Annotated in this window: 25 protein-coding genes; 11 read left to right on the top strand and 14 right to left on the bottom strand. The window is 54.3% G+C overall.

Annotated features, from left to right (window positions below):
* Positions 1–208: 208 nt before the first annotated feature.
* From ACPGUT_RS08695 to ACPGUT_RS08630, 14 genes are all read right to left on the bottom strand, one after another.
* Positions 209–2,893, bottom strand: a complete 2,685-nt coding sequence (locus ACPGUT_RS08695) for an Ig-like domain-containing protein (protein ID WP_423990419.1) — start codon at positions 2,891–2,893, stop codon at positions 209–211.
* A 437-nt stretch (positions 2,894–3,330) separates the two neighbouring features.
* Entirely contained in the window at positions 3,331–3,552 is a 222-nt protein-coding gene (gene rpmE / locus ACPGUT_RS08690) for a 50S ribosomal protein L31 (RefSeq protein WP_423990417.1), read from the bottom strand.
* A gap of 11 nt (positions 3,553–3,563) precedes the next feature.
* Complete coding sequence (rplS, locus tag ACPGUT_RS08685) at positions 3,564–3,938, bottom strand: 50S ribosomal protein L19 (protein WP_423990415.1); 375 nt, start codon at positions 3,936–3,938, stop codon at positions 3,564–3,566.
* Positions 3,939–4,207: 269 nt separating this feature from the next.
* Positions 4,208–5,008: a tRNA (guanosine(37)-N1)-methyltransferase TrmD gene (trmD, locus tag ACPGUT_RS08680; protein ID WP_423990413.1), complete on the bottom strand. Its 801-nt coding sequence runs from the start codon at positions 5,006–5,008 to the stop codon at positions 4,208–4,210.
* Complete coding sequence (locus ACPGUT_RS08675; protein ID WP_423990411.1) at positions 5,001–5,843, bottom strand: hypothetical protein; 843 nt, start codon at positions 5,841–5,843, stop codon at positions 5,001–5,003. The genes trmD and ACPGUT_RS08675 overlap by 8 nt, the downstream gene beginning before the upstream one ends.
* Complete coding sequence (rimM, locus tag ACPGUT_RS08670) at positions 5,840–6,352, bottom strand: ribosome maturation factor RimM (protein WP_423990409.1); 513 nt, start codon at positions 6,350–6,352, stop codon at positions 5,840–5,842. The genes ACPGUT_RS08675 and rimM overlap by 4 nt, the downstream gene beginning before the upstream one ends.
* Before the next feature lie 3 nt (positions 6,353–6,355).
* Positions 6,356–6,985, bottom strand: coding sequence for a 5,6-dimethylbenzimidazole synthase (gene bluB, locus ACPGUT_RS08665; RefSeq protein ID WP_423990407.1), 630 nt, complete (start codon positions 6,983–6,985; stop codon positions 6,356–6,358).
* 35 nt (positions 6,986–7,020) lie between these two features.
* Positions 7,021–7,389, bottom strand: coding sequence for a 30S ribosomal protein S16 (rpsP, locus tag ACPGUT_RS08660; protein ID WP_423990405.1), 369 nt, complete (start codon positions 7,387–7,389; stop codon positions 7,021–7,023).
* A gap of 59 nt (positions 7,390–7,448) precedes the next feature.
* Complete coding sequence (locus ACPGUT_RS08655; RefSeq protein ID WP_423990403.1) at positions 7,449–7,745, bottom strand: chorismate mutase; 297 nt, start codon at positions 7,743–7,745, stop codon at positions 7,449–7,451.
* A 77-nt stretch (positions 7,746–7,822) separates the two neighbouring features.
* The gene (locus ACPGUT_RS08650) at positions 7,823–8,386 is read right to left on the bottom strand and encodes a GNAT family N-acetyltransferase (protein WP_423990401.1); all 564 of its coding nucleotides are present in this window, start codon (positions 8,384–8,386) and stop codon (positions 7,823–7,825) included.
* A 3-nt stretch (positions 8,387–8,389) separates the two neighbouring features.
* The gene (locus ACPGUT_RS08645) at positions 8,390–8,722 is read right to left on the bottom strand and encodes an NIPSNAP family protein (RefSeq protein WP_423990399.1); all 333 of its coding nucleotides are present in this window, start codon (positions 8,720–8,722) and stop codon (positions 8,390–8,392) included.
* Positions 8,723–10,273: a signal recognition particle protein gene (gene ffh / locus ACPGUT_RS08640; protein ID WP_423990397.1), complete on the bottom strand. Its 1,551-nt coding sequence runs from the start codon at positions 10,271–10,273 to the stop codon at positions 8,723–8,725.
* 262 nt (positions 10,274–10,535) lie between these two features.
* The gene (locus ACPGUT_RS08635) at positions 10,536–11,114 is read right to left on the bottom strand and encodes an FMN-dependent NADH-azoreductase (RefSeq protein ID WP_423990395.1); all 579 of its coding nucleotides are present in this window, start codon (positions 11,112–11,114) and stop codon (positions 10,536–10,538) included.
* Positions 11,115–11,215: 101 nt separating this feature from the next.
* Positions 11,216–11,686 (bottom strand): hypothetical protein, encoded by a 471-nt coding sequence (locus ACPGUT_RS08630; protein ID WP_423990393.1) that lies wholly within the window; start codon positions 11,684–11,686, stop codon positions 11,216–11,218.
* A gap of 185 nt (positions 11,687–11,871) precedes the next feature.
* On the opposite strand from ACPGUT_RS08630, the gene ACPGUT_RS08625 reads away from it, so the two are divergent.
* The 11 genes from ACPGUT_RS08625 to ACPGUT_RS08575 all read left to right on the top strand — a co-directional run bounded on the left by ACPGUT_RS08625 (position 11,872) and on the right by ACPGUT_RS08575 (position 22,855).
* Complete coding sequence (locus tag ACPGUT_RS08625) at positions 11,872–12,777, top strand: LysR family transcriptional regulator (RefSeq protein WP_423990391.1); 906 nt, start codon at positions 11,872–11,874, stop codon at positions 12,775–12,777.
* A gap of 84 nt (positions 12,778–12,861) precedes the next feature.
* Positions 12,862–13,737, top strand: a complete 876-nt coding sequence (locus tag ACPGUT_RS08620; RefSeq protein ID WP_423990389.1) for a DMT family transporter — start codon at positions 12,862–12,864, stop codon at positions 13,735–13,737.
* A gap of 162 nt (positions 13,738–13,899) precedes the next feature.
* Positions 13,900–14,277 (top strand): DUF805 domain-containing protein, encoded by a 378-nt coding sequence (locus ACPGUT_RS08615; protein WP_423990387.1) that lies wholly within the window; start codon positions 13,900–13,902, stop codon positions 14,275–14,277.
* A 258-nt stretch (positions 14,278–14,535) separates the two neighbouring features.
* Entirely contained in the window at positions 14,536–15,012 is a 477-nt protein-coding gene (locus ACPGUT_RS08610) for a YHS domain-containing (seleno)protein (RefSeq protein ID WP_423990385.1), read from the top strand.
* Positions 15,013–15,317: 305 nt separating this feature from the next.
* Positions 15,318–16,277 (top strand): dihydrodipicolinate synthase family protein, encoded by a 960-nt coding sequence (locus ACPGUT_RS08605; RefSeq protein WP_423990383.1) that lies wholly within the window; start codon positions 15,318–15,320, stop codon positions 16,275–16,277.
* Complete coding sequence (locus tag ACPGUT_RS08600) at positions 16,268–17,218, top strand: proline racemase family protein (protein WP_423990381.1); 951 nt, start codon at positions 16,268–16,270, stop codon at positions 17,216–17,218. Before ACPGUT_RS08605 ends, ACPGUT_RS08600 begins: the two co-directional genes overlap by 10 nt.
* A gap of 8 nt (positions 17,219–17,226) precedes the next feature.
* Positions 17,227–18,471, top strand: a complete 1,245-nt coding sequence (locus ACPGUT_RS08595) for an NAD(P)/FAD-dependent oxidoreductase (protein ID WP_423990379.1) — start codon at positions 17,227–17,229, stop codon at positions 18,469–18,471.
* 12 nt (positions 18,472–18,483) lie between these two features.
* On the top strand, positions 18,484–19,506 hold the full coding sequence (locus tag ACPGUT_RS08590) for a trans-3-hydroxy-L-proline dehydratase (RefSeq protein WP_423990377.1): 1,023 nt from the start codon (positions 18,484–18,486) through the stop codon (positions 19,504–19,506).
* 128 nt (positions 19,507–19,634) lie between these two features.
* Complete coding sequence (locus tag ACPGUT_RS08585) at positions 19,635–20,315, top strand: GntR family transcriptional regulator (protein ID WP_423990375.1); 681 nt, start codon at positions 19,635–19,637, stop codon at positions 20,313–20,315.
* 101 nt (positions 20,316–20,416) lie between these two features.
* Entirely contained in the window at positions 20,417–21,922 is a 1,506-nt protein-coding gene (locus ACPGUT_RS08580; protein ID WP_423990373.1) for an aldehyde dehydrogenase (NADP(+)), read from the top strand.
* 198 nt (positions 21,923–22,120) lie between these two features.
* Positions 22,121–22,855, top strand: coding sequence for a Crp/Fnr family transcriptional regulator (locus tag ACPGUT_RS08575; protein WP_423990371.1), 735 nt, complete (start codon positions 22,121–22,123; stop codon positions 22,853–22,855).
* Positions 22,856–22,886 lie beyond the last annotated feature (31 nt).

Raw genomic sequence — 22,886 nt, 5'->3', positions numbered from 1 at the left:
CCATACCGAACTAAAGATCACGCCCTTAGGTCGCATCAGCAATCTTTGCCTCTAGTTAACCTCAAAAACCTGAAAATTCACAGGAAACGGCGCCCAACCTCGCAAGTGTAGGCCCCACAGTTCCGGCCCTCTGTGCACCCCAGAGAACGCTGAAAGGGCAAGGCAGAAAGCTTCCCCTCGCTCATGAACATACAAGCAATCAAAATGATCAGAACTTCATGTTGAAGCTCATGTTTAGGCCATAACTTTCATAATCAGACCCGATACCGTCGTAGAAACTGGAGACATTAATTTCCCCTAGCGGCGTCACCTGGTAGATACCACCGGCTGAAATGCGGGCGCGGAGACCTTCGTAGTCGGATGTAGCGCCACTCAGGGAAGAATAGATGCTGCTCAACCCGCCCGTCAGCGTCAGATCTCCGAAATCTGTTTCCAGTGGGGTACGAAAGTTCATGCCTGCGGTCACCTGCGTTAGGCGCAGCTTCTGGCCAGGGATCACGTCACCTACACCATTGACGTATGCTTTCTGTGCATCCTGAGTATAACTCACATCCAGAAGAGGGATAAGCGTAGTGCCTTCGACCAGAAGCTTGCCAGATGTGCGAATTTGGGCAAGCCAGCGCTCTGTGTCATAGCGGTCCGGGGCGCCGCCATAGGGGGAAATCGAATTGCGGGTCTGACCATACAGCAGACGCCCTTCGAAATACAAAGGTTGCCCTGATGCTTTTGCCACAAAATACGGCCCTGCAAGCCAACCTTCGCCAAAGGCATTATTTTCACGCTGCTTGGCAGAATCAAATTGCAACATACCGCCAATCAGCAGATCGGGCGACAGGTGGTGATGAGACCCGATAGACGCCAGCGTATAGGAACGCCCGTCAGACCATGAACCTGACAGGGCGGCCCACATCCCACCACGAGACGCGCACCCCGACACTGCCCCGCCGTCCTCTGATGCGCTGGCATCGAAAGACCCGCACCCGCCATCCAGAAGGAAATGCGTCAACTCAGGCTGGTTAGAGGTCAGGGCATTCATACGATACGCCATGAATTCAGAAATCGCACGCTGGGTGTCAGCAACCGTTGTGCTGCCAATACTGACTGTGTTCGACTCAGTATTGTCGTTCGGACCCCCATCTTGTGCTGCACCTGCGGGAACCATAACAGTGATATCACCCGCCCCTGTGGGGGTGATATCCACGGTGTAGGCCGCCGGCCCACCAGCAATATCTGTGACTGTAGCATTTGCTACAGTTAGATCCGCGACCATGTCATCAAAGCCAAACACATCTTCAGAAAAGGTGACGTCCAGCGTAAACGGTGTCGTTTGCGTGTAACTGTCTGGCGCCCCAGATACCACAACCCCAGGTGCTTCGGTATCGGCCTGCGCCAAACTAACAGGGCCGGACGCCAGATTGCCGTTCATTGCACCGTCCTGCGCTGCGTTCTCAGGAATAACTATGGACGTGGGGCCAGTCCCGGTCGGCGTGATTTCGATCTCGTAAACATCAGGCGCCGTTGGGGTGATAGCCGTCGCCGCCCCATTGGTCACGACGAGATCCCCTAACAGGTCATCAAACCCAAACACATCCTCGGAAAAGGTCGCTGTAATCGTAAACGGAGTGGTGCCTACAACAGAGCTTGTGCTGCTTGAAAGCGAAACAGTGGGGCGCGTTATGTCGCTGAGAATGGTAACCACTGCAGATGGAATGTTAGGGGCGAAACTTGACTGGGAATATGCAGCGGAAGCTGGAACCGCGATTGTTATATCACCTGTATCCGTTGGGGTGATTGTTATCACGAAGTCCACAGCTGGCGTGAAGTCAAAAGGAGGTCCAGTTACAGTCGCGTTGGTTATATTGAGTTGGTTATACTGGAAGTATATGACGGGGGCACTGAAACGAACGGTTACGTCAAATGGTGTAACCCCATTGAATGCTGCAGGCGCGCCAATGATCTCGACCGAAGGTGCGTTGGCATTGAAGAACGCGGTGACTTCATTGGAAGCAGTGTTCTGGTCACCCGCAGCGTTTTCGGCGATGCCTGCAGGGACAGACAGTGTCACATTACCAGCGCCAGTGGGTGTTAACGTCAGCGTATAGCTTGAAGGACCAGCCGAGACGGCAGTTACATTGGCGTTTGTGAGGCTCACATCGCCTGGTGTGCCGATGGGGTCAAATCCGGAAACATCATTGTCAAAGACAACGGTCACATCAAACGGCGATGCATTTATGGCGTTGGGCATTCCAACAACTTCAGTAAGAACGACATTCGGGTCATAGACCACGGTCACCGGCGAAGAAACGACGCTTGGTGTTCCTGCGAAATCTTGGGCGGCACTGGCCGGAACAGACATGACCATATCCCCGCCGCCGGATGGAACAACAGTCAATGTGTATGTCGCACCGCTTTGCGAAACGGCAGTAATGGTTGCGTTTGTGATGCTGAAATCGCTGCTTTCAGAAACAGGGTCAAATCCGGTGACTTCGCGTGAAAACGTTACATCCACGTCAAAGGGCGTTGTCCGGTGAACCGTTGTGGCTGATGACGTGACTGTAGGTTCTGGAGGTGCGGCATTGACTGGAATGATGCTAGCGATCGCGATCGTGTCGGTTGCCCCGGAGAACGCAAATTCATACCGAGAGCGCACCCCTGTTGCATCGTCCGTACCGATGAATGAATAGCCAATATATGTTTGGCTTTCGTAGATTTGGCGGCCCGTGGCTTCGTCTGGATAAAGCCCGGTGTAGGTAATGCTTTGATCTACAGATGAAATCACCAAGTTGGCGATGTCGGAGATGCCACAGCCTTCAATCGTAGACTGGCTCAGCACAGGGTTGTTCTTTCCATAATATGATCTCATGCCCTGCGAACCGTAGATTGTTCCACTCAACGATGTGCCTCCTGGGTGGGCACCGGACATGGATATGAGGACCCTGCCTTGAAGTGTTGCGCTACTATAGGCAGTTTGCTGGTTTACCGAACATGAGCCGAGAGAGCTGTTTTTGGAAGTGTTCGAAACATTCCCATCAAATGCATTTGCCTGTCCGTAATTCAGACAGATACCCACAATAATCGAAAAGCAAACCCGAAAAACACTCTTGAACACCATACACCCCAGTAGTTGTTGACATTTCATCTATTGCGCACTTCGGGCTTCTTGGAAGCATCCCGCACAATTTGATTTATATGTAATGTAGTTTGTCGTTTTTATGGCGCGTTTGCGCCGCTTGTATAGCAATCAAATGTGTCATCATTGAAAATAATCGGACAATAAAAAACCCGGCTGCAAGCGCAACCGGGTTTTCTTAAAATCGAATGAAGCTAAGCTTAGAAACCCAGACCTTCGTATTTCTTTTTGAACTTGGATACACGACCGCCAGTGTCCATCAGGCGTGTGTTGCCGCCGGTCCACGCAGGGTGCGCAGATGGGTCAATATCCAGCGCCATTTGGTCGCCCTCTTTGCCCCAAGTGGAACGCATTTTTACGATATCACCATTGGTCATTTTGATATCAATGAAGTGGTAGTCGGGATGGATGTCTTTTTTCATGGTATCCGTCCTTATGCTTTAGGGGCTTTGTAGTTGGTAACTTCTGCGATACGCGCAGATTTACCACGACGTGCGCGGAGATAGTACAGTTTCGCGCGACGTACACGGCCACGGCGAACAACTGTGATGCTGTCGATGTTGGTGGAGTGCAGTGGGAACACGCGCTCTACACCTTCACCGAAGGAGATTTTGCGAACGGTAAAAGAACCAGCAATGCCGGAACCGTTTTTACGCGCGATGCAAACGCCTTCGTAATTCTGTACACGTGAACGTGTGCCTTCGGTTACTTTGTAACCAACGCGGATGGTGTCACCCGCTTTGAAATCGGGAATGTCAGTTCCCAGGGCGGCAATTTGTTCCGCCTCAAGCTGTGCAATCAGGTTCATGACCTAACTCCTTGATGCTCGTGGTTGTTCCACGAAGTTGATATCACGCGAGAGCTCCTGGTCTTCCATCGGGTCCGGTCATGCCGCCCGCCGGAGATCGGCGTGGTGTTCATCTGGTCGTCGCTACGCCTCTTTCGCTCTGAAGAAAAAGCGCTATGGCAATAACTGACAGTCCGGACGACTCATAAGAGTGCCGGACAGGCGGTGTATAGGGGACAGAGATGATGGGATCAAGCGATGTTTTACAAGCCTAGGTGGGCATAAAGGCATTATTCCGCCTTATATTTTTCCCACAGGTCCGGACGGCGTTCGCGGGTGATTTTTTCGCCCATCTCCTGGCGCCATTGCGCGATCTTTCCATGGTGTCCAGACGTCAGAACATCCGGAATTTTGCGGCCACGCCATTCAGCAGGACGCGTGTATTGCGGATGTTCTAGAAGCCCGTTGGAATGGCTCTCTTCTTCTGCAGAGGCTTCATTTCCCAGAACCCCAGGCAGCAACCGCACGGTGGCGTCAATCATCGCCTGAGCTGGAATTTCACCGCCCGTCAGGACAAAATCACCAAGACTGACTTCTTCGATCTCATATTCTTCCAACACCCGTTCATCAACACCTTCAAACCGGCCACATAGAACAGTCATCCCCTTTGCTTCGGAATATCGCTGGGCCATAGCCTGTGTCAGGGGCTTGCCGCGCGGGGACATAAAGACAACCGGCCATTCCTTTCGATCCATCGGGGTGCCTCTACGGGCGTCATCTAGCGCGCGTGAAACAACATCCGCACGCAAGACCATACCGGCCCCGCCACCGGAAGGTGTGTCATCCACATTGCGGTGCCGGCCCTCGCCAAAACGGCGCAAATCGATACATTCAAGCTGCCACAAACCATCTTGCAGCGCCTTGCCCGTCAGAGATGCGCCCAGGACCCCAGGAAAGGCATCGGGAAACAGCGTCACAATCTTTGCGGTCCAAGCATGTTCCAGATCGGGGCGTGGCTGTATCAGCTCGCGCGGCTGCAAAGTGGCTGAGATCGCGAGACGTCCATGAGATTTCTTCGGGCTGTCAGACATCGGGCTTGCTTTCGATTGGGGTGTTTGCATTTTGCCGGGCTTCACGCAGGCTGGCAATTTCCTGCTTCAGCGTGTGTTTAATATCTGCCAGTTCATCATCATTCAAATCGCTGCGATTCAGATCCAGCAAATGCTGTGCCATTTCCATCGTCGGAGATGTGTTCTGCGGTGCGATCCGGCGCAGTGTCTGGCGTAATTCTGGCGGCATTCGGAGCCAGTCAACCATTGGAGTTGCGGGCCCGAATTCGGTATCATCCAGACTGGTTAAGTTATTTTCAACAAATATAATCTTAGGAAATTCTTTCCGCAGATCAGACAAAACGGCCTGATGATCTGATGCAGGTTTCAACTTTTCACGCATGGTTTTCAGATCCAGCGTCAACCGATCTGCCAACAAAGTATGTTTCCAGACTGATCTGGCCCAGCTTTCGGCATCGCGGGTGCTGAACAATACGGTCACCTCTGCGGGTTCCGGGAAAATGTCGCGAATGCATTCCAGCATGCTGCCCAACAGGATCGGGGCCGTGTCGTAGCTCCAGACATCAAATTTTCCAGGCATCTGACCAATTAGATTTTCTTCACTGATCAAAACCTGCAAATCATCCTGCAATGGCAGTTCTTCCAGCAGGGTTGTGAATTTACGGCGAAAGCGGCGCAGTTCGCGTTCCTGGCCTGTGCGCGAAAACTCTGTCGCTTCCGGGTATAGTGTTTTCATCTTCCGGCGCAAAACAGGCACACAGACCTGACGTATGATGCGGAAGTTTTCCCGCAAAAAGGCCTGTGCCGTTGTTGTGCCCGTCTTGTGAAATCCCAGATGAAGCAGGACTCGGTTCAAGGAAAGATCCCTTCAGGCGGGTCAGCAATGATACGCCCGCTGTTCAGGTCCACCGTAGGAACCGCAGCCTCTGTGAACGGCAACATCACGGTTTCACTGCCCTGTGTTTGCACTTCCAGAATATCACTGGCCCCGTGATTGCGCACGTCTTTGACAATGCCCAAACGCGTGCCGCCCGTATCCAGCACAGCCAGGCCAATCAGATCGGAATAGTAATATTCATCATCGGGCAGACCCGGCAGGCGCGAACGATCAGCCATCAAGCGCACACCACGCAAGGCATCGGCATCTTCTTTCGTGTCCACACCACTAATGCGGGCGGTAAAGCCGTTTTTTGTTGTGCCTGTCAGGGTGATCAGCATGCTCTTGCCAGAATTTTCAGCAATCAGCGGCTGGTAATCTAGGATCGCGTCGGGTTCAGCGCAGAAGCTTTTCAGGCGCACTTCACCGCGGACCCCAAAAGAACCACCAATGGCACCAACACAAATCTGTTCGGGGTTTTCACTCATCTCTTATCTCTCAGTTATCTGCGGACCGTCGGTCCGCGTTTCCCAGCCCTTGCGTTCAAGTTCTGGCTGATCCGTATTTTCAGCAGGCCAACCAACGCAAAGCCATGCAACCATGCGCCAGTTCTCTGACACCTTAAGATCGCGCGTCAGCTGGTCAGGGTCAAGGATAGAGACCCAACCAACTCCAAGCCCTTCCGTTCGGGCCGCCAGCCAGAACTGCGTGATGGCCGTCACGACAGAATAGCGGCGCATTTCAGGCATTGTACCAGCGCCAAGCCCCGCGCCCTTATCGGTTTCTTCATCACAGAAGATCGCAAGTTGCACCGGGGCGTCGCGCATTCCTGAAAGTTTCAGATTGGCATAAATCTTTGCTTTTTCACCGGAATATCCGGACAGAGCCTGATCATTACAGGTCTGGAAATTCTGTTCCGCGGCCTGACGCGCCTGGGGCGACGTCACGCGGACAATGCGCCAAGGCTCAGACAGACCGACCGAAGGCGCAAGGTTAAACGTAGAAAGGAGACGCAGCAGCTGCGCCTCCTCTACAGGATCAGGGCGAAAGTGGCGCACATCGCGACGCCACCGCAGCAACTGGTCAAATTCTTGTCGGAAACTATCCGAAAATTCGTCCATGCTGTTCACCCCGTATTTGCCCTAAGGCGCTGATTTTACTCAGCAGATGCAGCAGCTTCAGCAGCGTCTGCGGCTTTAGCAGCTTTTTCTTCAACGCGTTCTTGGGCTTTTTTGCCTGGAACAGCTTTTTTCGGGTTGTTACGTTCTTTTTTCGCAACAACGCCAGCAGCTTCGAGGAAGCGGGATACGCGGTCGGTTGGCTGGGCGCCTTGGTCCATCCAGTGCTTTACGCGCTCCATGTCCATTTTCACGCGCTCTTCGGAATCTTTAGGCAGCAGTGGGTTGTATGTGCCGAGTTTCTCGATGAAACGACCGTCGCGTGGCATGCGGGAATCCGCAGCAACAATACGGTAAAAAGGACGTTTTTTAGAGCCGCCACGTGCGAGACGAATTTTCATAGCCATGATGAGTTTCTCCTAGATAAGCTATTGATCAGGGGCGCTAACCCGCTGAGATTTCGATATTATTCCTGATGTTTCTTGTGATGCTGGATCACTTCGCTGATGATGAAGTTCAGGAACTTCTTCGCGAATTCGGGGTCAAGGTTCGCACGTTGTGCAAGGTCCTCAAGTCGTTCAATCTGGCTTGCTTCGCGGGCCGGATCAGACGGGGGTAATTCATGGCTGGCTTTCAAAACGCCAACGGCTTGGGTGTGCTTAAAGCGTTCGCCCAGGGTGTAAACAAGGATCGCATCCAGGCGATCAATGCTTTCACGATGTTCTTTCAAAACCTCTGCGGCGCGGGTCACGGTGTCAGTCATCTCTCACCTCCACAGGTGATGCACAAAGCATGCACATGTTATGCATACAGTATGCATATGATTTCGGTTTAGGCCTGTCATGTCAGCGCCTCTGGTGAGGGGTGGCGGTAGACAAGGCAGGGCTCATCGTCGGGCTTTTCAGCCGCTTCATCCACGGTGCAGCCCAGACGTTGTGCAAGGCGGATGGACCCTGCATTGGCGGGATCAATATAGCTGACAGCTGTGGTCCAGCCGAGCGTGTTGTAAGCCCAGGCACGGACAGCTTCGGCTGCTTCGCGCGCAACACCGGTGCCTTCAATCGCCGGATCATAGATAGACCAGCCGATTTCGGCCTCGGGCCAGTTGATGGGATGCCAAGGGCCGATGCCGCCAAGCGCCAAATCATCGCCTTTGCGACACACCATGGACAGGCCATAGCCACGCATGTCCCACATGCCCATGACATGGCAGAAAGCGCGCCAGGTCATGTTTTCATCTGGCGCACCAGGCATGCGTACAAAAGTTCCACGGTCGGAATGCAGAAAGGCACGGAACACCTCAAAATCGCGCGGCTCTGGACGGCGCAAGACAAGGCGTTCTGTTTCCAAAACGATCCGGGTCTTTGCCGGTGAGGGCGCGATATATGGGGTGAAGCCGGTCATGTGTTAAATCCCCAGATCGTCAGGGGTGGCACCTTCCAGCACGGGGCGGGAAAAGGTGCGGTCATAACGGATGATACAGCCGGTTTTCGCAGCATGTGCATAGGCACGCTGACATTCAGCGTCCTCTGCCATACGGGCGCGGTAATCTTCATAGGCAGCCAGCGATGGGAAAGAAAACTTCGCCCATGCCACATCATTGGCACCTTCATGGGGCAGCCAATAGCCGTGATGTGCGCCGCCCAGCTTGTTCACCAGATGAATCCAAACCTTTGCGTAGGTTTCGAACGCATCCAGCTTGGCCGGGTCCAGCTGATATGTCACGGTGCAGGTGATCATTTATTTCTTCTTCCCAAAGCCGGAAAGACCGGGGGGCAAAGCGCCGCCGCCAAGACCAGGCAGGCCACCAGCGCCGCCACCCATGCCACCAAGGCCGCCGGGCAGTTTGCCACCCATTTGTTTGGCGGCTGCTTCCAGGGCCTTCGGGTCCATTTGGGACGGGTCCATGCCCGCAGGCATACCGGGCATTCCGCCGCCTTTGCCGAACATGCCAGCCATGGCCTGTTTCAACATGCCGCCTTTGCCCATTTTGCCCATCTTCTTCATCATGTCGCCCATTTGGCGCTGCATTTTCAGAAGTTTGTTCAACTCGGACACTTCAAGACCCGCACCTTTGGCAATGCGTTTCTTGCGGGACGCTTGCAGCAGGGAAGGATTGGCGCGTTCGCGTTTGGTCATGGATTGGATCAGGGCGATCTGACGTTTCAGGATCTTATCATCCATGCCCGCTTTTTCAGCCTGGGCTGCCATTTTCTTCATGCCGGGCATCATGCCCATCAGGCCTTCCATGCCACCCATTTTGATCATTTGTTCAAGCTGCATCTTCAGGTCGTTCATGTTGAACTGACCCTTCTGAAAGCGCTTCATCATACGTTCGGCTTGTTCGGCCTCGATGGTTTCCTGGGCTTTTTCTACAAGGGAAACAATGTCGCCCATGCCAAGGATACGGCCCGCGATACGTTCGGGGTGGAATTCCTCGATCGCGTCCATCTTTTCGCCAAGACCGACGAATTTGATCGGCTTGCCGGTGACGGCGCGCATGGACAGGGCCGCACCACCGCGACCGTCGCCATCCATACGGGTCAGGACCACGCCGGAAACGCCGATTTGGCCGTCAAATTGTTCTGCAACATTGACCGCATCTTGGCCGGTCAGGCCATCGACAACCAATAGGGTTTCACGCGGGTTGGTGACGTTGCGCACGTCTTCCACTTCCTGCATGAGGGTCTCGTCGATGTGCAAACGTCCTGCAGTATCAAGCATATAGACGTCATAACCGCCCAAGGTCGCCTGTTGTTTCGCGCGCTTGGCGATATCAACGGCGGACTGGCCTTTGACGATGGGCAGCGTGTCAACGCCGACCTGTGCACCAAGAACAGCCAACTGATCCTGCGCCGCAGGGCGATAGATATCGAGGGACGCCATCAAGACGCGTTTGCCTTGCTTTTCCTTGAGGCGTTTCGCAAGTTTTGCAGTGGTTGTGGTTTTACCAGAGCCCTGCAGACCGACCATCAGGATCGGGGCCGGGGCGTTGTCGACCTTGAGTTCACCCGCGTTTTCGTCGTCACCCGCCAGGAAGTGCACCAGTTCATCATGAACGATTTTCACGACCTGCTGACCAGGTGTCACGGATTTGGTGACGTTTTGACCGGTGGCTTTGTCCTGAATGGCTTTGATGAAATCACGCGCGACGGGCAGGGAAACGTCGGCCTCAAGCAGGGCAACGCGGACTTCGCGTAGGGCGGTGGTCACGTCAGAATCAGACAGCGCGCCTTGTTTGGTTAGGCGATCTAGGACGCCACCAAGGCGATCGGATAGATTCTCAAACATAGACAGCTCCCGTTGTCGTTACCTTTGCCCCGCACATAAGTACGAAACGCTTCAATTTCAGCAGGAAACGCCCAAAAGAGCCGCCTGCGAATGCACAAACGCCCCTGCGGGCGAATATCGCTGGCAGGGGGCGATCCCGACATGGGCCGGGACCGGAAGATTAAAACTTCCGGATGTTGGGGGAGGATGTAGGCCGAAATAGGCGCGGAGTCAATGCCGTACAAAGGCAATGATGGCAGGGCGATTGCCGCCCTGCCCGGTATCATACGGCGATTGCAGAGATCGCGCTATGTGCGGATTTTAGTTTTGTCTCGGCATCCTGAGCAAGGGCGTCTGCGGCGATGACTTCGACATTGGTCACGCCGATAAACCCAAGAACATGTGTCAGGTAGGGCACTGCGAAATCGATGTCAGACCCAACCTGTGTGCCCCCGGAGGCCACCGCAAGAATGGCGCGCTTGTTGGCAATAAGGCCTTGAGGGCCCTTTTCTGTGTATTGAAAGGTGCGGCCAACCCGGCTGATCAGATCGATCCAGGCCTTAAGGGATGCGGGCACAGAGAAGTTATATATCGGAACGCCAATGACGATGACGTCGGCGGCCTCTAGTTCATCGACAAGTGTATCTGACAGGGCGAGGGTGTCTTTCTGCGCGTCAGTCCGGGCGTCGGCGGGCGTGAATGTTGCGCCAACCCAGTCGCCCGTCACATGGGGAAGGCTGTTGTTCAGGTCACGATATGTAATCTCTGCACCCGTGAAGTGGGCTGTTATGCGGGCGGTTAGATCGCGCGACACGCTGCCTTCGGTGCGGGCAGAGGCGTCGATATGAAGAATATGGGTCATTGAGGTGTCCTGTGAAATGCAGTGTTCCATCACAGAATAGCTATGTGCAGCCACAAACGAAATACACACCCACACACAACGTGTGTGCATATGTGCGGATTTCAAGTAAGGCGCAGCCAGGTGTTGATTGTATCGACAGTCTTCTGAGGGCGCTGTCGGAGCTCATACAATTCAGTTGTCAAAAAGATCGCCGTTCCATTTGCTGTATCGAGCTGACAGCGGAATGTTTCGCTGTGGTTTTTGCCAAAATGGGTCACTTCAATGGATGCCTGAAGGATCTCTCTGAGATCATAACCGTTCCGTTGCACACCCCAGACGCGCTTTCGATCTATATTCATGCGTTCTGTCGCGCGATCAAAGATGACGTCTGTGCGCAATGTCATACGTGCGAGGATCAGAGACGGAACCACCAGCCCCAAAAGAACCAGCGACCAGCCATAGTAAATGCCGTTCACGCCCAGAAACACACCCGCAAAGGCAAAGCCGATCAGGAACATTGCGATGAAAACAAAAAGCCCCACAGGGTGATGAAAAAGGACCAGCCGATCAGGATGATTGTGCATAACCTTCATGAAAATCCCCACATTCAGATCTAGGGAGCTTGGAGAAAACGAAGATTGGCCACAACAGTGTATCTACAAGTTTCCCAAGCGAGGAGCCAAATAACAGATAAATATAGTTGTCGGGCTTGTGATCTGTGAATTTACGCACATATTATCCCCAATATGTGAAGACATACACAGTTCGGGGAGAGATCATGGACAACTGGGACGAAATCAGAACGGCCTATCAGGTGGCGCGTGTGGGCACTGTGTCCGGTGCTGCTGAGATCCTGGGGGTGCACCACGCAACTGTAATCCGTCATATCGATGCGCTGGAAGAACGGCTTGGGACAAAACTGTTTCAACGCCATGCGCGGGGCTATTCCGCAACAGAAGCAGGGCAGGATCTGATGCAGGTGGCCCAGGCCACGGATGACCAGATGACCCAACTTGCAGGCCGTATTCGCGGCCAGGGCGATTCTGTTCAGGGCGATCTGATTATCACCTCGCTTGCCTCCCTTTCACCGTTGCTGACACCGATCTTGGTCGAATTTCAGGAAATGCATCCTGATGTGAATATTCAATTTCTGACCGGCGATCGCCTGTTCCGCCTGGAATACGGCGAGGCCCATGTGGCAATCCGTGCGGGGCAAGCCCCGGATCAGCCCGACAATGTGGTGCAAAAACTGACGACCCAATGTGTCGCGCTGTATGGATCCAAGAAATATCTTGAGAAAGCCGGTTTTCCTGAAACGATTGAAGATCTGAAAAACCATCGTTTTGTTGCCGGCGATAAGAGTTATAAGCGCGCCCCATTTTACCGGTGGCTGGAGGAAGAGATCCCTGATGTTAAGATTTCTTTCAGGGCGTCAGATTTCACCAATATCGAAGATGCTGTCATTGCCGGAGCCGGGCTTGGCTTTATGACGGAATGGTTCGCAGAAATGCATGATGACATGGTTCAGGTGATGCCGCCCCGTCCAGAATGGGTTGGTCGGTTATGGCTGGTGACCCACGTGGATTTACACCGGACATTGAAGGTGCAGACGTTCCTGAAGTTTTTGAAAGAAAAAGCCCAGGACTGGGGCCCGGAAAATGGCATGGGCTGTGACAGCGAATAAAAGAACAGGGCGGGGTGTCTTACCGTCCCTGACGGGACACTTCACCACCCCGGCGCACGCGGGAGACATCTTGTGGTAAAGGGGATGACGCAAAGCGCGCGCGGGCATGCTGCGATGTTAATGTTTTCCGCCCTGGTTGCGGGATCCTTCAGTCTTGGATCGCTTGCAGCCAATGAGATCGCGCCCCTGGCTGTCGTGTTTGCGCGGTTTGTCTTGGCAGCCGTTCTAATTGGGGTGCTGGTTGCGCTGCGCGGTGGTGTCCCACGTGCCGCAATGGCGGCACCTTGGCGGTATCTTGCCTTGGGTGGGTTGTTCGCGATCTATTTCGTTCTGATGTTTGAGGGTCTGAAAACCGCGCCTCCGGTGTCTGCCGCTGCTGTGTTCACCATGGTGCCTGTGATGGCTGCCGGTTTTGGCTGGATCCTGTTGCGCCAGGTGACCACGCCTTTGATGGCGCTGTCTTTAACGGTTGGTATGCTTGGGGCGCTTTGGGTGATTTTTCAGGCGGATCTGGGGGCGTTGCTGGCGTTTCGCATTGGGACGGGCGAGATGATCTATTTCGTGGGATGTGCGGCGCATGCATTATATACCCCCTTGATCCGCAAGTTAAATCGCGGAGAAGATCCCCTTGTATTTACCCTGGGCACACTGGCGGGTGGGGCCATTGTTCTGGCGCTGGTCGCCGGCCCCACGGCCCTTGCGACGGACTGGGGCGCATTGCCCTGGATTGTTTGGATCACCATCGCCTACACCACAGTTTTTGCGACCGCGATCACATTCTATCTTGTGCAATACGCGACCTTACATCTGCCGTCATCCAAGGTCATGGCTTACACATGGCTGACCCCAAGCTGGGTCATCCTGTGGGAAATGGGGTTTGGCAATGGTGCGCCACCCATTTTGATCCTTATGGGCGTGGCGTTGACGATTGCGGCGCTTATTGGGCTGCTGAAGGAGTGAGGTTTGAAGGGCTACTAATTTTCCCGCGTAAGGAAAGTGTTATGGCGGGCGCGGCAGGCGGGCACCCTGTGCTTTTGAAAAATCACAATATTGCACTGTACCCGCGATTATTTTTCAGGCATTCACCTATCATCATTACGTGATTAATTCAAAGGAAACGCCATGACGTTTGGTCAGTCAATTAAAACCTGTTTATCGAAATATGTTACTTTTTCTGGTCGCGCACAGCGATCCGAATATTGGTGGTGGTCGCTGTTTGTCATCGTTCTCACTTATGGTGTAATGTTTATTGAAATCGCAGTCCTTGGAACTGCAGTTCTCAACCTAATCATCTCCCTCGCACTTTTACTGCCGGGTATCGCAGTGACCGTACGCCGGTTACACGACCTTGACCGAAGCGGCTGGTGGATTTTGATCGCGATTATTCCGCTTGTCGGCCCGATCATTCTGCTTGTCTGGTTCTGTACTAAGGGAACAGCGGGCAGCAACAACTACGGCCAGGATCCTCTTGGTGGTGGTGATGCGGACGTCTTTGCGTAAAGCAAGCCTGCATACAAGAGAACAAGGCGGTGCAATTGCGCCGCCTTTTTTGTTTCGCGTTTCTGAACGCTGATTAAAAGTCGCCTTCACCCTTCATTTTCGCACAGACGGCCTGATTTGATGCACATACACGTTTAGTTGTTTTGAATGTGAACCGATCGGTCCGCATATGATTTCCATGAAGAGACGCCCCATGACGTTCTGCTTCATGCTGAGATCCAGATGCGCCCTGCGGGGCCTGATAACGAAAGGTACATTATGAACTTCATCAAAGCAGCCCTAAGCGGTATCGCACTGTCCGCAACTATCGCCAGCTCCGTATTTGCGGCAGGCAATGACGTTAACGCAACCCCGACCGGCTTGGCCCTGCAGGGTTATGACCCGGTTGCGTATTTCACCGATGGCGAGCCTACAAAAGGCGACTGGAACATCAGTTCTGAATACAATGGCGCGACATACCGCTTCGCAACCGAAGCGCATAAAGCGACCTTTGAAGCTGACCCGGAAGCATATGCACCAGCATACGGCGGCTATTGTGCATTTGGCACCGCAATGGGTTTCAAATTTGACGGTGATCCAACACTTTGGAAAATCGTTGACGACACATTGTATCTGAACCTGTCCCCTGCCGTGCAAGAGCGCTGGTCAGAAGACATTCCAAACCTGATCGAGGCTGCGGACACAAACTGGACTGACATTGTAGACAAGTCACCAGAAGAACTGCAGACCCAATAAGATCCCTGCAGATTCACAGTTTCAGACGGCGATGGGCAACCATCGCCGTTTTGCGTTTTCGGGACGTAGTGTTGCGAATTTACGATCTGGGGAACCATACGAACGCCTGCATTCCCCTTTAAAACAGGCGCTTTCACGAAGGGCTTGCCCACAAAATTCATATTTTCAAATTATATATTGGATTTTGGATCCAATTATTATATCAACGCCCCAACACGACAAATTTTCGGACCTATCTGTCTGAAACTGAACAGCGCCTGCTGATCTTGGCAGGCAAGATAACAACATTTCTCAAGGGGATCCCCATGTCTGATAACATCTTCACCGGCACCATGCCCGCCCTCATGACCCCTTGCAAAGCGGATCGCACCCCTGATTACGATGCGCTGGTCAAAAAGGGCCGCGAAATGATCGACGCGGGCATGTCCGCAGTTGTCTATTGTGGCTCTATGGGGGACTGGCCCCTGCTGTCAGACGAAGAACGTATGACGGGCGTTGAACGCCTGGTCGAAGCAGGTCTGCCCGTTGTTGTTGGCACCGGCGCGATCAATTCCAAATCTGCAGTGGCCCACGCGGCCCATGCGCAGAAAGTCGGCGCTGTTGGCCTGATGGTCATCCCACGCGTTCTGTCCCGCGGGTCATCCCCGGCGGCACAAAAGAACCACTTCAAAGCGATCCTAGACGCGGCACCAGACGTGCCAGCGATCATCTACAACAGCCCGGTTTATGGTTTCGCAACCAAGGCAGACCTGTTCTTTGCCCTGCGTGCGGAACATAAGAACCTGATCGGGTTTAAGGAATTCGGCGGCAAGGACGACCTGCGTTACGCGGCAGAACATATCACCAGCCAGGATGATGATGTGACCTTGATGGTTGGCGTTGATACCGAAGTGTACCACGGGTTCGTCAACTGTGGCGCAACAGGTTCCATCACAGGTATCGGCACCGCCTTGCCAAAAGAAGCCCTGCTTTTGGCGGCGCTGTCCAAGAAAGCCGCTGAGGGTAACGCGGAAGCCCGCACACGTGCGCTGGAGCTGGAAGAAGCATTTGGCGTGCTGGCAAGCTTTGATGAAGGCACCGATCTGGTTCTGTACTACAAGCACCTGTTGGTTCTGAACGGCGAAGATGAATACCGCCTGCATTTCTATGAAACAGATGAATTGTCCGATGCGCAGCGTAACTATTGTGAAACGCAATATGCTTTGTTCAACTCTTGGTTCGCAGATTGGTCAAAGCAGGGCGGGATCATCGCTGAATGCATGTAATCGACAGCCACACCGGCGGGATGCCCACCAGGGTGATCCCGCAAGGTGGCCCGGATCTTGGGTCTGGGCCGCTTGACGTGCGGGCGCAATGTCTCGCGACGGATCACGAGGCGTTCTACAAATCGGTCATGCTGGAACCGCGCGGGCAACCCGGTATGGTTGGTGCGCTGCTGGTTGAACCAATTGATCCGGACTGCGTCACCGGTGTGATTTATTTTGATGCCGAAGCCGTTCTTGGCATGTGCGGCCATGGCACCATTGGCCTTGCCGTGACCTTGCATCACATGGGGCGCATTGGTGTTGGCACACATAAGATCGAAACGCCTGCCGGTGTTGTGACTGTGGAACTGCATGATGCGAACACCGTTTCCGTCACAAATATCGAAAGCCGCGTGATCACTGCAGGTGCAGTGATTGATCTGCCCTCTGGTCCTGTCAAAGCGCCCGTTTCAGGGCCGGTATCAGGAGACGTCGCCTATGGCGGCAACTGGTTCTATATTGTCGATCCCAGCCCCCTGTCCGTCACCACGACGAACATACCCGCCCTGACAGAGCTTGCCATTTCCATGCGCGAGGCCTGCAACAGAAATGGTATTGGCGGACCACAGGGCCAGCCGATTGATCACGTTATTCTGCGCGACCCCAACCCAGATACTGGCGCACACAGCCGCAATTTTGTTCTGTGCCCAGACGATGAATATGACCGTTCGCCCTGTGGCACCGGCAGTTCTGCCTTTATGGCGGTTCTTGCCGCCAGCGGACGACTGCAGCCAGGGGAAGATGTGGTGCTGGAAAGCGTGATCGGAAGTTCGTACCGCGTATCTTATCAGCCATCCGAACATGGCGTGATCCCAACCCTGACAGGCAAAGCCTGGATCATGGGCGAAGGCACAGTGTTCTTTGACGCAACCGACCCGTTTAAGGGCGGGATCTATCTTTAGGAAACGCCATGGGCAAGCCTGACGAAATCGTGGTGATTGGTGCTGGTGTTATTGGCATCAGCATAGGTCTTGAACTGGTGCGTGCCGGATATCGCGTGCGTGTGCTGGATCGGGAAGGTCTGGCCGCTGGGGCATCCTTGGGCAATGCAGGCGCTTTTGCCTTTACCGACATTGTGCCGCTAGCCACGCCGGGCATCATGCGCAAAGCCCCGAAATGGCTGCTAGATCCGCTAGGCCCGCTGTCCATCCCGCCACGTTACGCATTAAAGATCGCGCCATGGATGCTGCGGTTTTGGCGGGCAAGCTGGAAAGACCGCTATGAACATTCGGTAGAGGCGCAAAGCAAGCTGATGGACCTTTCCAAACACGCATTGGAACGCCAGATCAGCACCACCGACGGCGAACATCTGATCAAGCGTCAGGGCCAGATGCAGTTGTTTGAAGGCGAGAAAGAGTTCCGGGACAGTCTGCCCATGTGGGATTTGCGCCGCGCGCAGGACATTCGTTTTGATCTGTTGGAAAGCCCGGGGGCCATCGCAGAAATCCAACCTGGAATCGATGCGCGTTTTACCCATGCGGGCTTTACCCCGGACTGGATCAACACTGTGGATCCGAAAACCTGGGTCGAACATCTGGCACGCTGTTTTATGTCTCTTGGCGGTGTCGTTGAACATTGTGACATCCAAAGCCTGACCCATACCGCAGATGGTGTGCGTCTCACCTATGCAACCGGCGAGATCACGGCGGACAAAGCCATCGTCGCAGCCGGGGCCTGGTCGCATCATCTGGCGAAAACCCTGGGCGATCATATCCCGCTGGAAACGGAACGCGGTTACAACACGACCCTGCCCGCAGGGGCATTTGACATCCGCACCCATCTGACATTCGGCGGACATGGCTTTGTGGTGTCTGGCATCAATGACGGCGTGCGCGTTGGGGGTGCCGCGGAACTGGGCGGGCTGACGTTGCCGCCGAATTACAAACGTTCTGATATTCTGCTGAAGAAAGCCGCGCGTTTTCTGCCCGGCTTGAAAACGGAAGGCGGGACACAATGGATGGGATTTCGCCCTTCCACCCCTGACAGCTTGCCGGTGATCGGCGCGTCCCCCAAGGCCAACAATGTGATCTACGCTTTTGGTCACGGCCATCTGGGGCTGACACAAGCCGCCGCCACGTCTGAAATTGTCGCCGCGATGATGCAAGGCAAGCCCACGCCCATCGCGACCGACGCCTATCAACCCACACGTTTCTGAACGGAGAACACCATGCGCAGCTCAAAAACCATTCACGTGATTTCCGCCCATGCCGAAGGCGAAGTTGGCGATGTTATCGTCGGCGGCGTTGCCCCGCCCCCGGGCGATACTATCTGGGATCAGCGAACGTACATTGCCGAAGACCAGACCCTGCGCAATTTTGTGTTGAATGAACCACGCGGTGGTGTCTTTCGCCATGTGAACCTGTTGGTGCCGCCGAAAAACCCAGAGGCCGACGCAGCCTGGATCATCATGGAACCAGAAGACACACCACCCATGTCCGGGTCCAATTCCATGTGTGTGTCCACCGTTCTGCTGGATGGCGGCATTATCCCGATGCAAGAACCCGTCACCCATATGACACTGGAAGCGCCCGGTGGGCTTGTGCGCGTGAAAGCGGATTGTAAAGATGGCAAAGCCGAACGCATCACTGTGCAAAACGTGCCATCCTTTGCGGATAAACTGGACGCGATGATTGAGGTCGAAGGCGTTGGCACCCTGCGCGTGGACACAGCCTTTGGCGGCGACAGCTTTGTCATCGTTGATGCGCAGGATCTGGGTTTTTCCATCACCCCGGATGAGGCCGGCGATCTGGCCCGTATGGGTGCGCGTATCACCGATGCGACCAATGAACAGCTGGGATTCAACCACCCTGATGGCGACTGGAACCATATTTCATTCTGTCAGATCGCAGGCCCGCTGACCCGTGAAGGGGATCTGCTGACGGGTAAGAACGTCGTTGCCATTAAGCCCGGCAAACTTGACCGTTCCCCCTGTGGCACGGGGGCGTCTGCGCGTATGGCGATGCTGCTGGCCAAAGGTCAGATGGCTGCGACCGACCGGTATTATGCACGTTCGATCATCGACAGTGAATTCCGTTGCCGGATTACAGAACAGTTTGATCTGAACGGTCGGCCCGCCATCACCCCTGAGATCAGCGGGCGCGGCTGGATCACCGGCATTCATCAACACATGCTTGACCCATCTGACCCTTGGCCGGGCGGATATCGCCTGAGTGACACCTGGGGCGCATGAAGCGTTACATTGGATACAATAGCCCCATCGCAATTGCGGGGTGAAAATACCCATTCAATTCCCTGCTTTCCCTGTTATTATACGGGGAAAGCAAAAATGTATCCAAAGTGCAGATCAAAGGGTTGAACATGGCAGGCAAACGCGCGGTGGCAAAACAAAGCCTTCCTGAAATCATCGCAAATGATCTGCGCGAACGCATTTTGTCCGGCGAACTGGAAGAAGGCGAAGCGATCCGACAAGAAGCTTTGGCCACAGAATACGATGTGTCCCGCATGCCAATCCGCGAGGCCCTGAAACGCCTGTCAGCGGAAGGCCTTGTTGACTGGGCGAACAATCGCGGCGGCAGCGTCACACGCCATTCAATCAGCCAGATTGCAGAGATTTTTGACCTGCGCGAATTGCTTGAGATTGATCTGTTTCGCCGTGCCATCCCCAATATGACCGCCGCCGATTTTGCCCGTTGCGAAGAGATCATGCAAAAGATGGAAGCCTCATACGAAGGGGATGATGTCGGGCAGTGGGGCGAGCTGAATTATGATTACCACGCCGCCCTTTACGTCGCATCTGATCGGGGGCTGACAAGCGAACTTTTGGATCGGATTAGCCTGCAATCGGATCGCTATATCCGTATGCATCTTAGTGTGATGAAGCAACGCGAACCAGCGAAGGATGAACACCGACAGCTTTTGGCCTTTGCCAGATCCGGCGATATCGACAGCGGCTGTGCCTTGCTTGAAAAACACATTCGCCGCACCCGCGATGAACTGCTGGAAATGGTGAAAAAGCGCCGCGCGACTGAAGCAAAGTAATCCCTTCACGGGTAGGTCTTTCCTTGCAATCCAGTAAAAATTGGATACAATATCCACAAATTCAGAATCCCCCTATCGCAGAACACGGAGCGCCCGAGCCCATGACTTTTAATCCGCACGGAAAACACCTGATTGCTGGCGAATGGCTGGCAGGCAGCGAGACATTCAAATCCTCCCCGGCACATGGCCCGGCACATGACTATTCCGTTGGCAGCATTGCCAATGTAGATGCAGCGGCCCAGGCCGCAGAAGACGCATTCTGGTCCTTCGGGTATACAACCCGCGAAGAACGCGCGGCGTTCCTGCATAAAATCGCGGATGAAATCGAAGCGCGCGCAGATGCGATCACTGAGATCGGAACCCAGGAAACCGGTCTTCCTGAAGGTCGCCTGCAAGGGGAACGTGGCCGCACCACGGGCCAGATCCGCATGTTTGCAGACCACATTCTGAAAGGTGATTACCTGGATGAACGTCACGACGCAGCCCTGCCAGACCGCGCCCCGCTGCCGCGCCCTGAATTGAAAATGATCCAACGCCCGATTGGCCCGATTGCGGTGTTTGGCGCATCGAACTTTCCGCTGGCCTTTTCCACCGCGGGCGGTGACACGGCTGCTGCGCTGGCCGCGGGTTGCCCGGTCGTTGTGAAAGGTCACAGCGCCCACCCCGGCACCGGTGAAATCATCGCCGAAGCCGTGCACGCCGCGATCAAAGCCTGCGATATGCATCCAGGTGTGTTCAGCCTGATCCAGGGCGGAAATCGCGAAGTTGGCGCCGCCGTTGTGCAGCACCCGTTGATCAAAGCTGTTGGTTTCACGGGATCCCTTGCCGGTGGCCGCGCACTGTTTGACCTGTGTGCACAACGTCCGGAACCTATCCCGTTCTTTGGCGAACTTGGTTCTGTGAACCCGATGTTTATTATGGACAATGCGCTGGAAAACCGTGGTGAAGAGATCGCAAAAGGCTGGGCCGGGTCGCTTGCTATGGGGGCTGGTCAGTTCTGCACCAACCCGGGTATCGCAGTTGTTCAGGCTGGTGAGAAAGGCGAAAGTTTCATCGCAACCGCACAGGAAGCCCTGGGCGCAACTGGTACGCAAACCATGCTGACCGATGGCATTGCAAACGCCTATCGTGATGGCCAGCGCCGGATCGCAGAAACCGCAGGTGTACAAGAAGTCCTGACATCTATGTGTGATCAACGCGACGCAGCACCTTACATGTATCGCACCTCTGCCGAAAACTGGCTGAAAAACGAAGTGCTGGCGGAAGAAGTCTTTGGTCCGCTTGGGGTGGTGGTTGTCGCCGAAAACGCCGATGAAATGCAGCAGATTGCCCGCAGCCTTCAGGGGCAGCTGACCTGTACATTGCATATGGATGAGGCTGATACCGCCGCAGCACAACGCTTGATGCCGGTGCTGGAACGCAAAGCTGGCCGGATCTTGGCCAATGGTTTCCCGACCGGGGTCGAAGTGTCTGACACAATGGTACACGGCGGGCCTTATCCTGCGTCTACCAACTTTGGCGCAACATCTGTTGGCACCATGTCTATCCGCCGCTTCCTACGTCCGGTGTGTTACCAAAACTTGCCAGACGCGCTGCTGCCAGCATAGGCACTGCTGCTGAGATATAGATCAGACGGTTAAAAGAGAGTGGCGGGTATTTTAAGTTACCCGCCACATGTATATGTGATTGCCAAATTATTTTTATATATCCTTATGGTTTCAATGACTTCCTAAAAAGTTGTATTGTTCCGACCTGTCGAAAAATTCATCTTGTGATATCGTGAGATGCTGTGTCTGATAGCTTTTATGTGTTCAGACAAAGGTCAGACCGAAATGCCACAAAACGATGAAAACGAACTGGCGACACGTCTTAAGAAAAATGGCCTATTCACCGGGGTCACGGACGCTGCTTTGCGTGATGTTATGGCAAAAATGCACCTGCAAAACACCCGCCCCGGGCAAATTATCATTCACGCTGGCGACATGAGTGATCAGGTCTATTTTCTGATTGAGGGATCCGTTCTGGGCCAGATGGTTGCAGAAAACGGGCGCGAGGTGATGTTCACCAGAATACAGAGCAATTTCTGCTTTGGTGAAATGGCTGCGCTTGATGGCCACCCCCGTTCCATCACAGTTTCTTCTCACGACCATGCTCGGCTGGCCGTTCTGACCGGGGCCGATTTCAGGGGCATTCTGAACAGTCACGCCGTGATCGCCAGCAATCTTGCGACCGAAATGACCCGACGCCTGCGTTATATGAATGAACGGCTGTTTGGCTTGATCGTTTATGATGACGAAGCCCGTGTACGTTTGCATCTTTTGCGTCTGGCACAGGAAAAAGGGAAGTTGGCAGATGGCGCCATTCTGGATGCGCCGCCTACACATGAAGAAATCGCATCCTATGTCGGTGCCAACCGAGAAGCGGTTAGCCGTGCAATTGCGAAGTTGAAAAAGAGCGGCGCCATTAAGGCGGCCCGAAAGTCCATTCAGCTGCTGGATTGCAACGCATTATTGGACGGGCTGACACCGGCGACGGGTTGAATCAGCACAGGGCGCCAACAATTGACGCCCT

It is taken from the genome of Halocynthiibacter sp. (genome assembly GCF_049608145.1).
Taxonomy (GTDB): Bacteria; Pseudomonadota; Alphaproteobacteria; order Rhodobacterales; family Rhodobacteraceae; genus Halocynthiibacter.
Note: the sequence above shows the minus strand (reverse complement) of the source record. Positions and strands in the feature narration are given on the sequence as shown.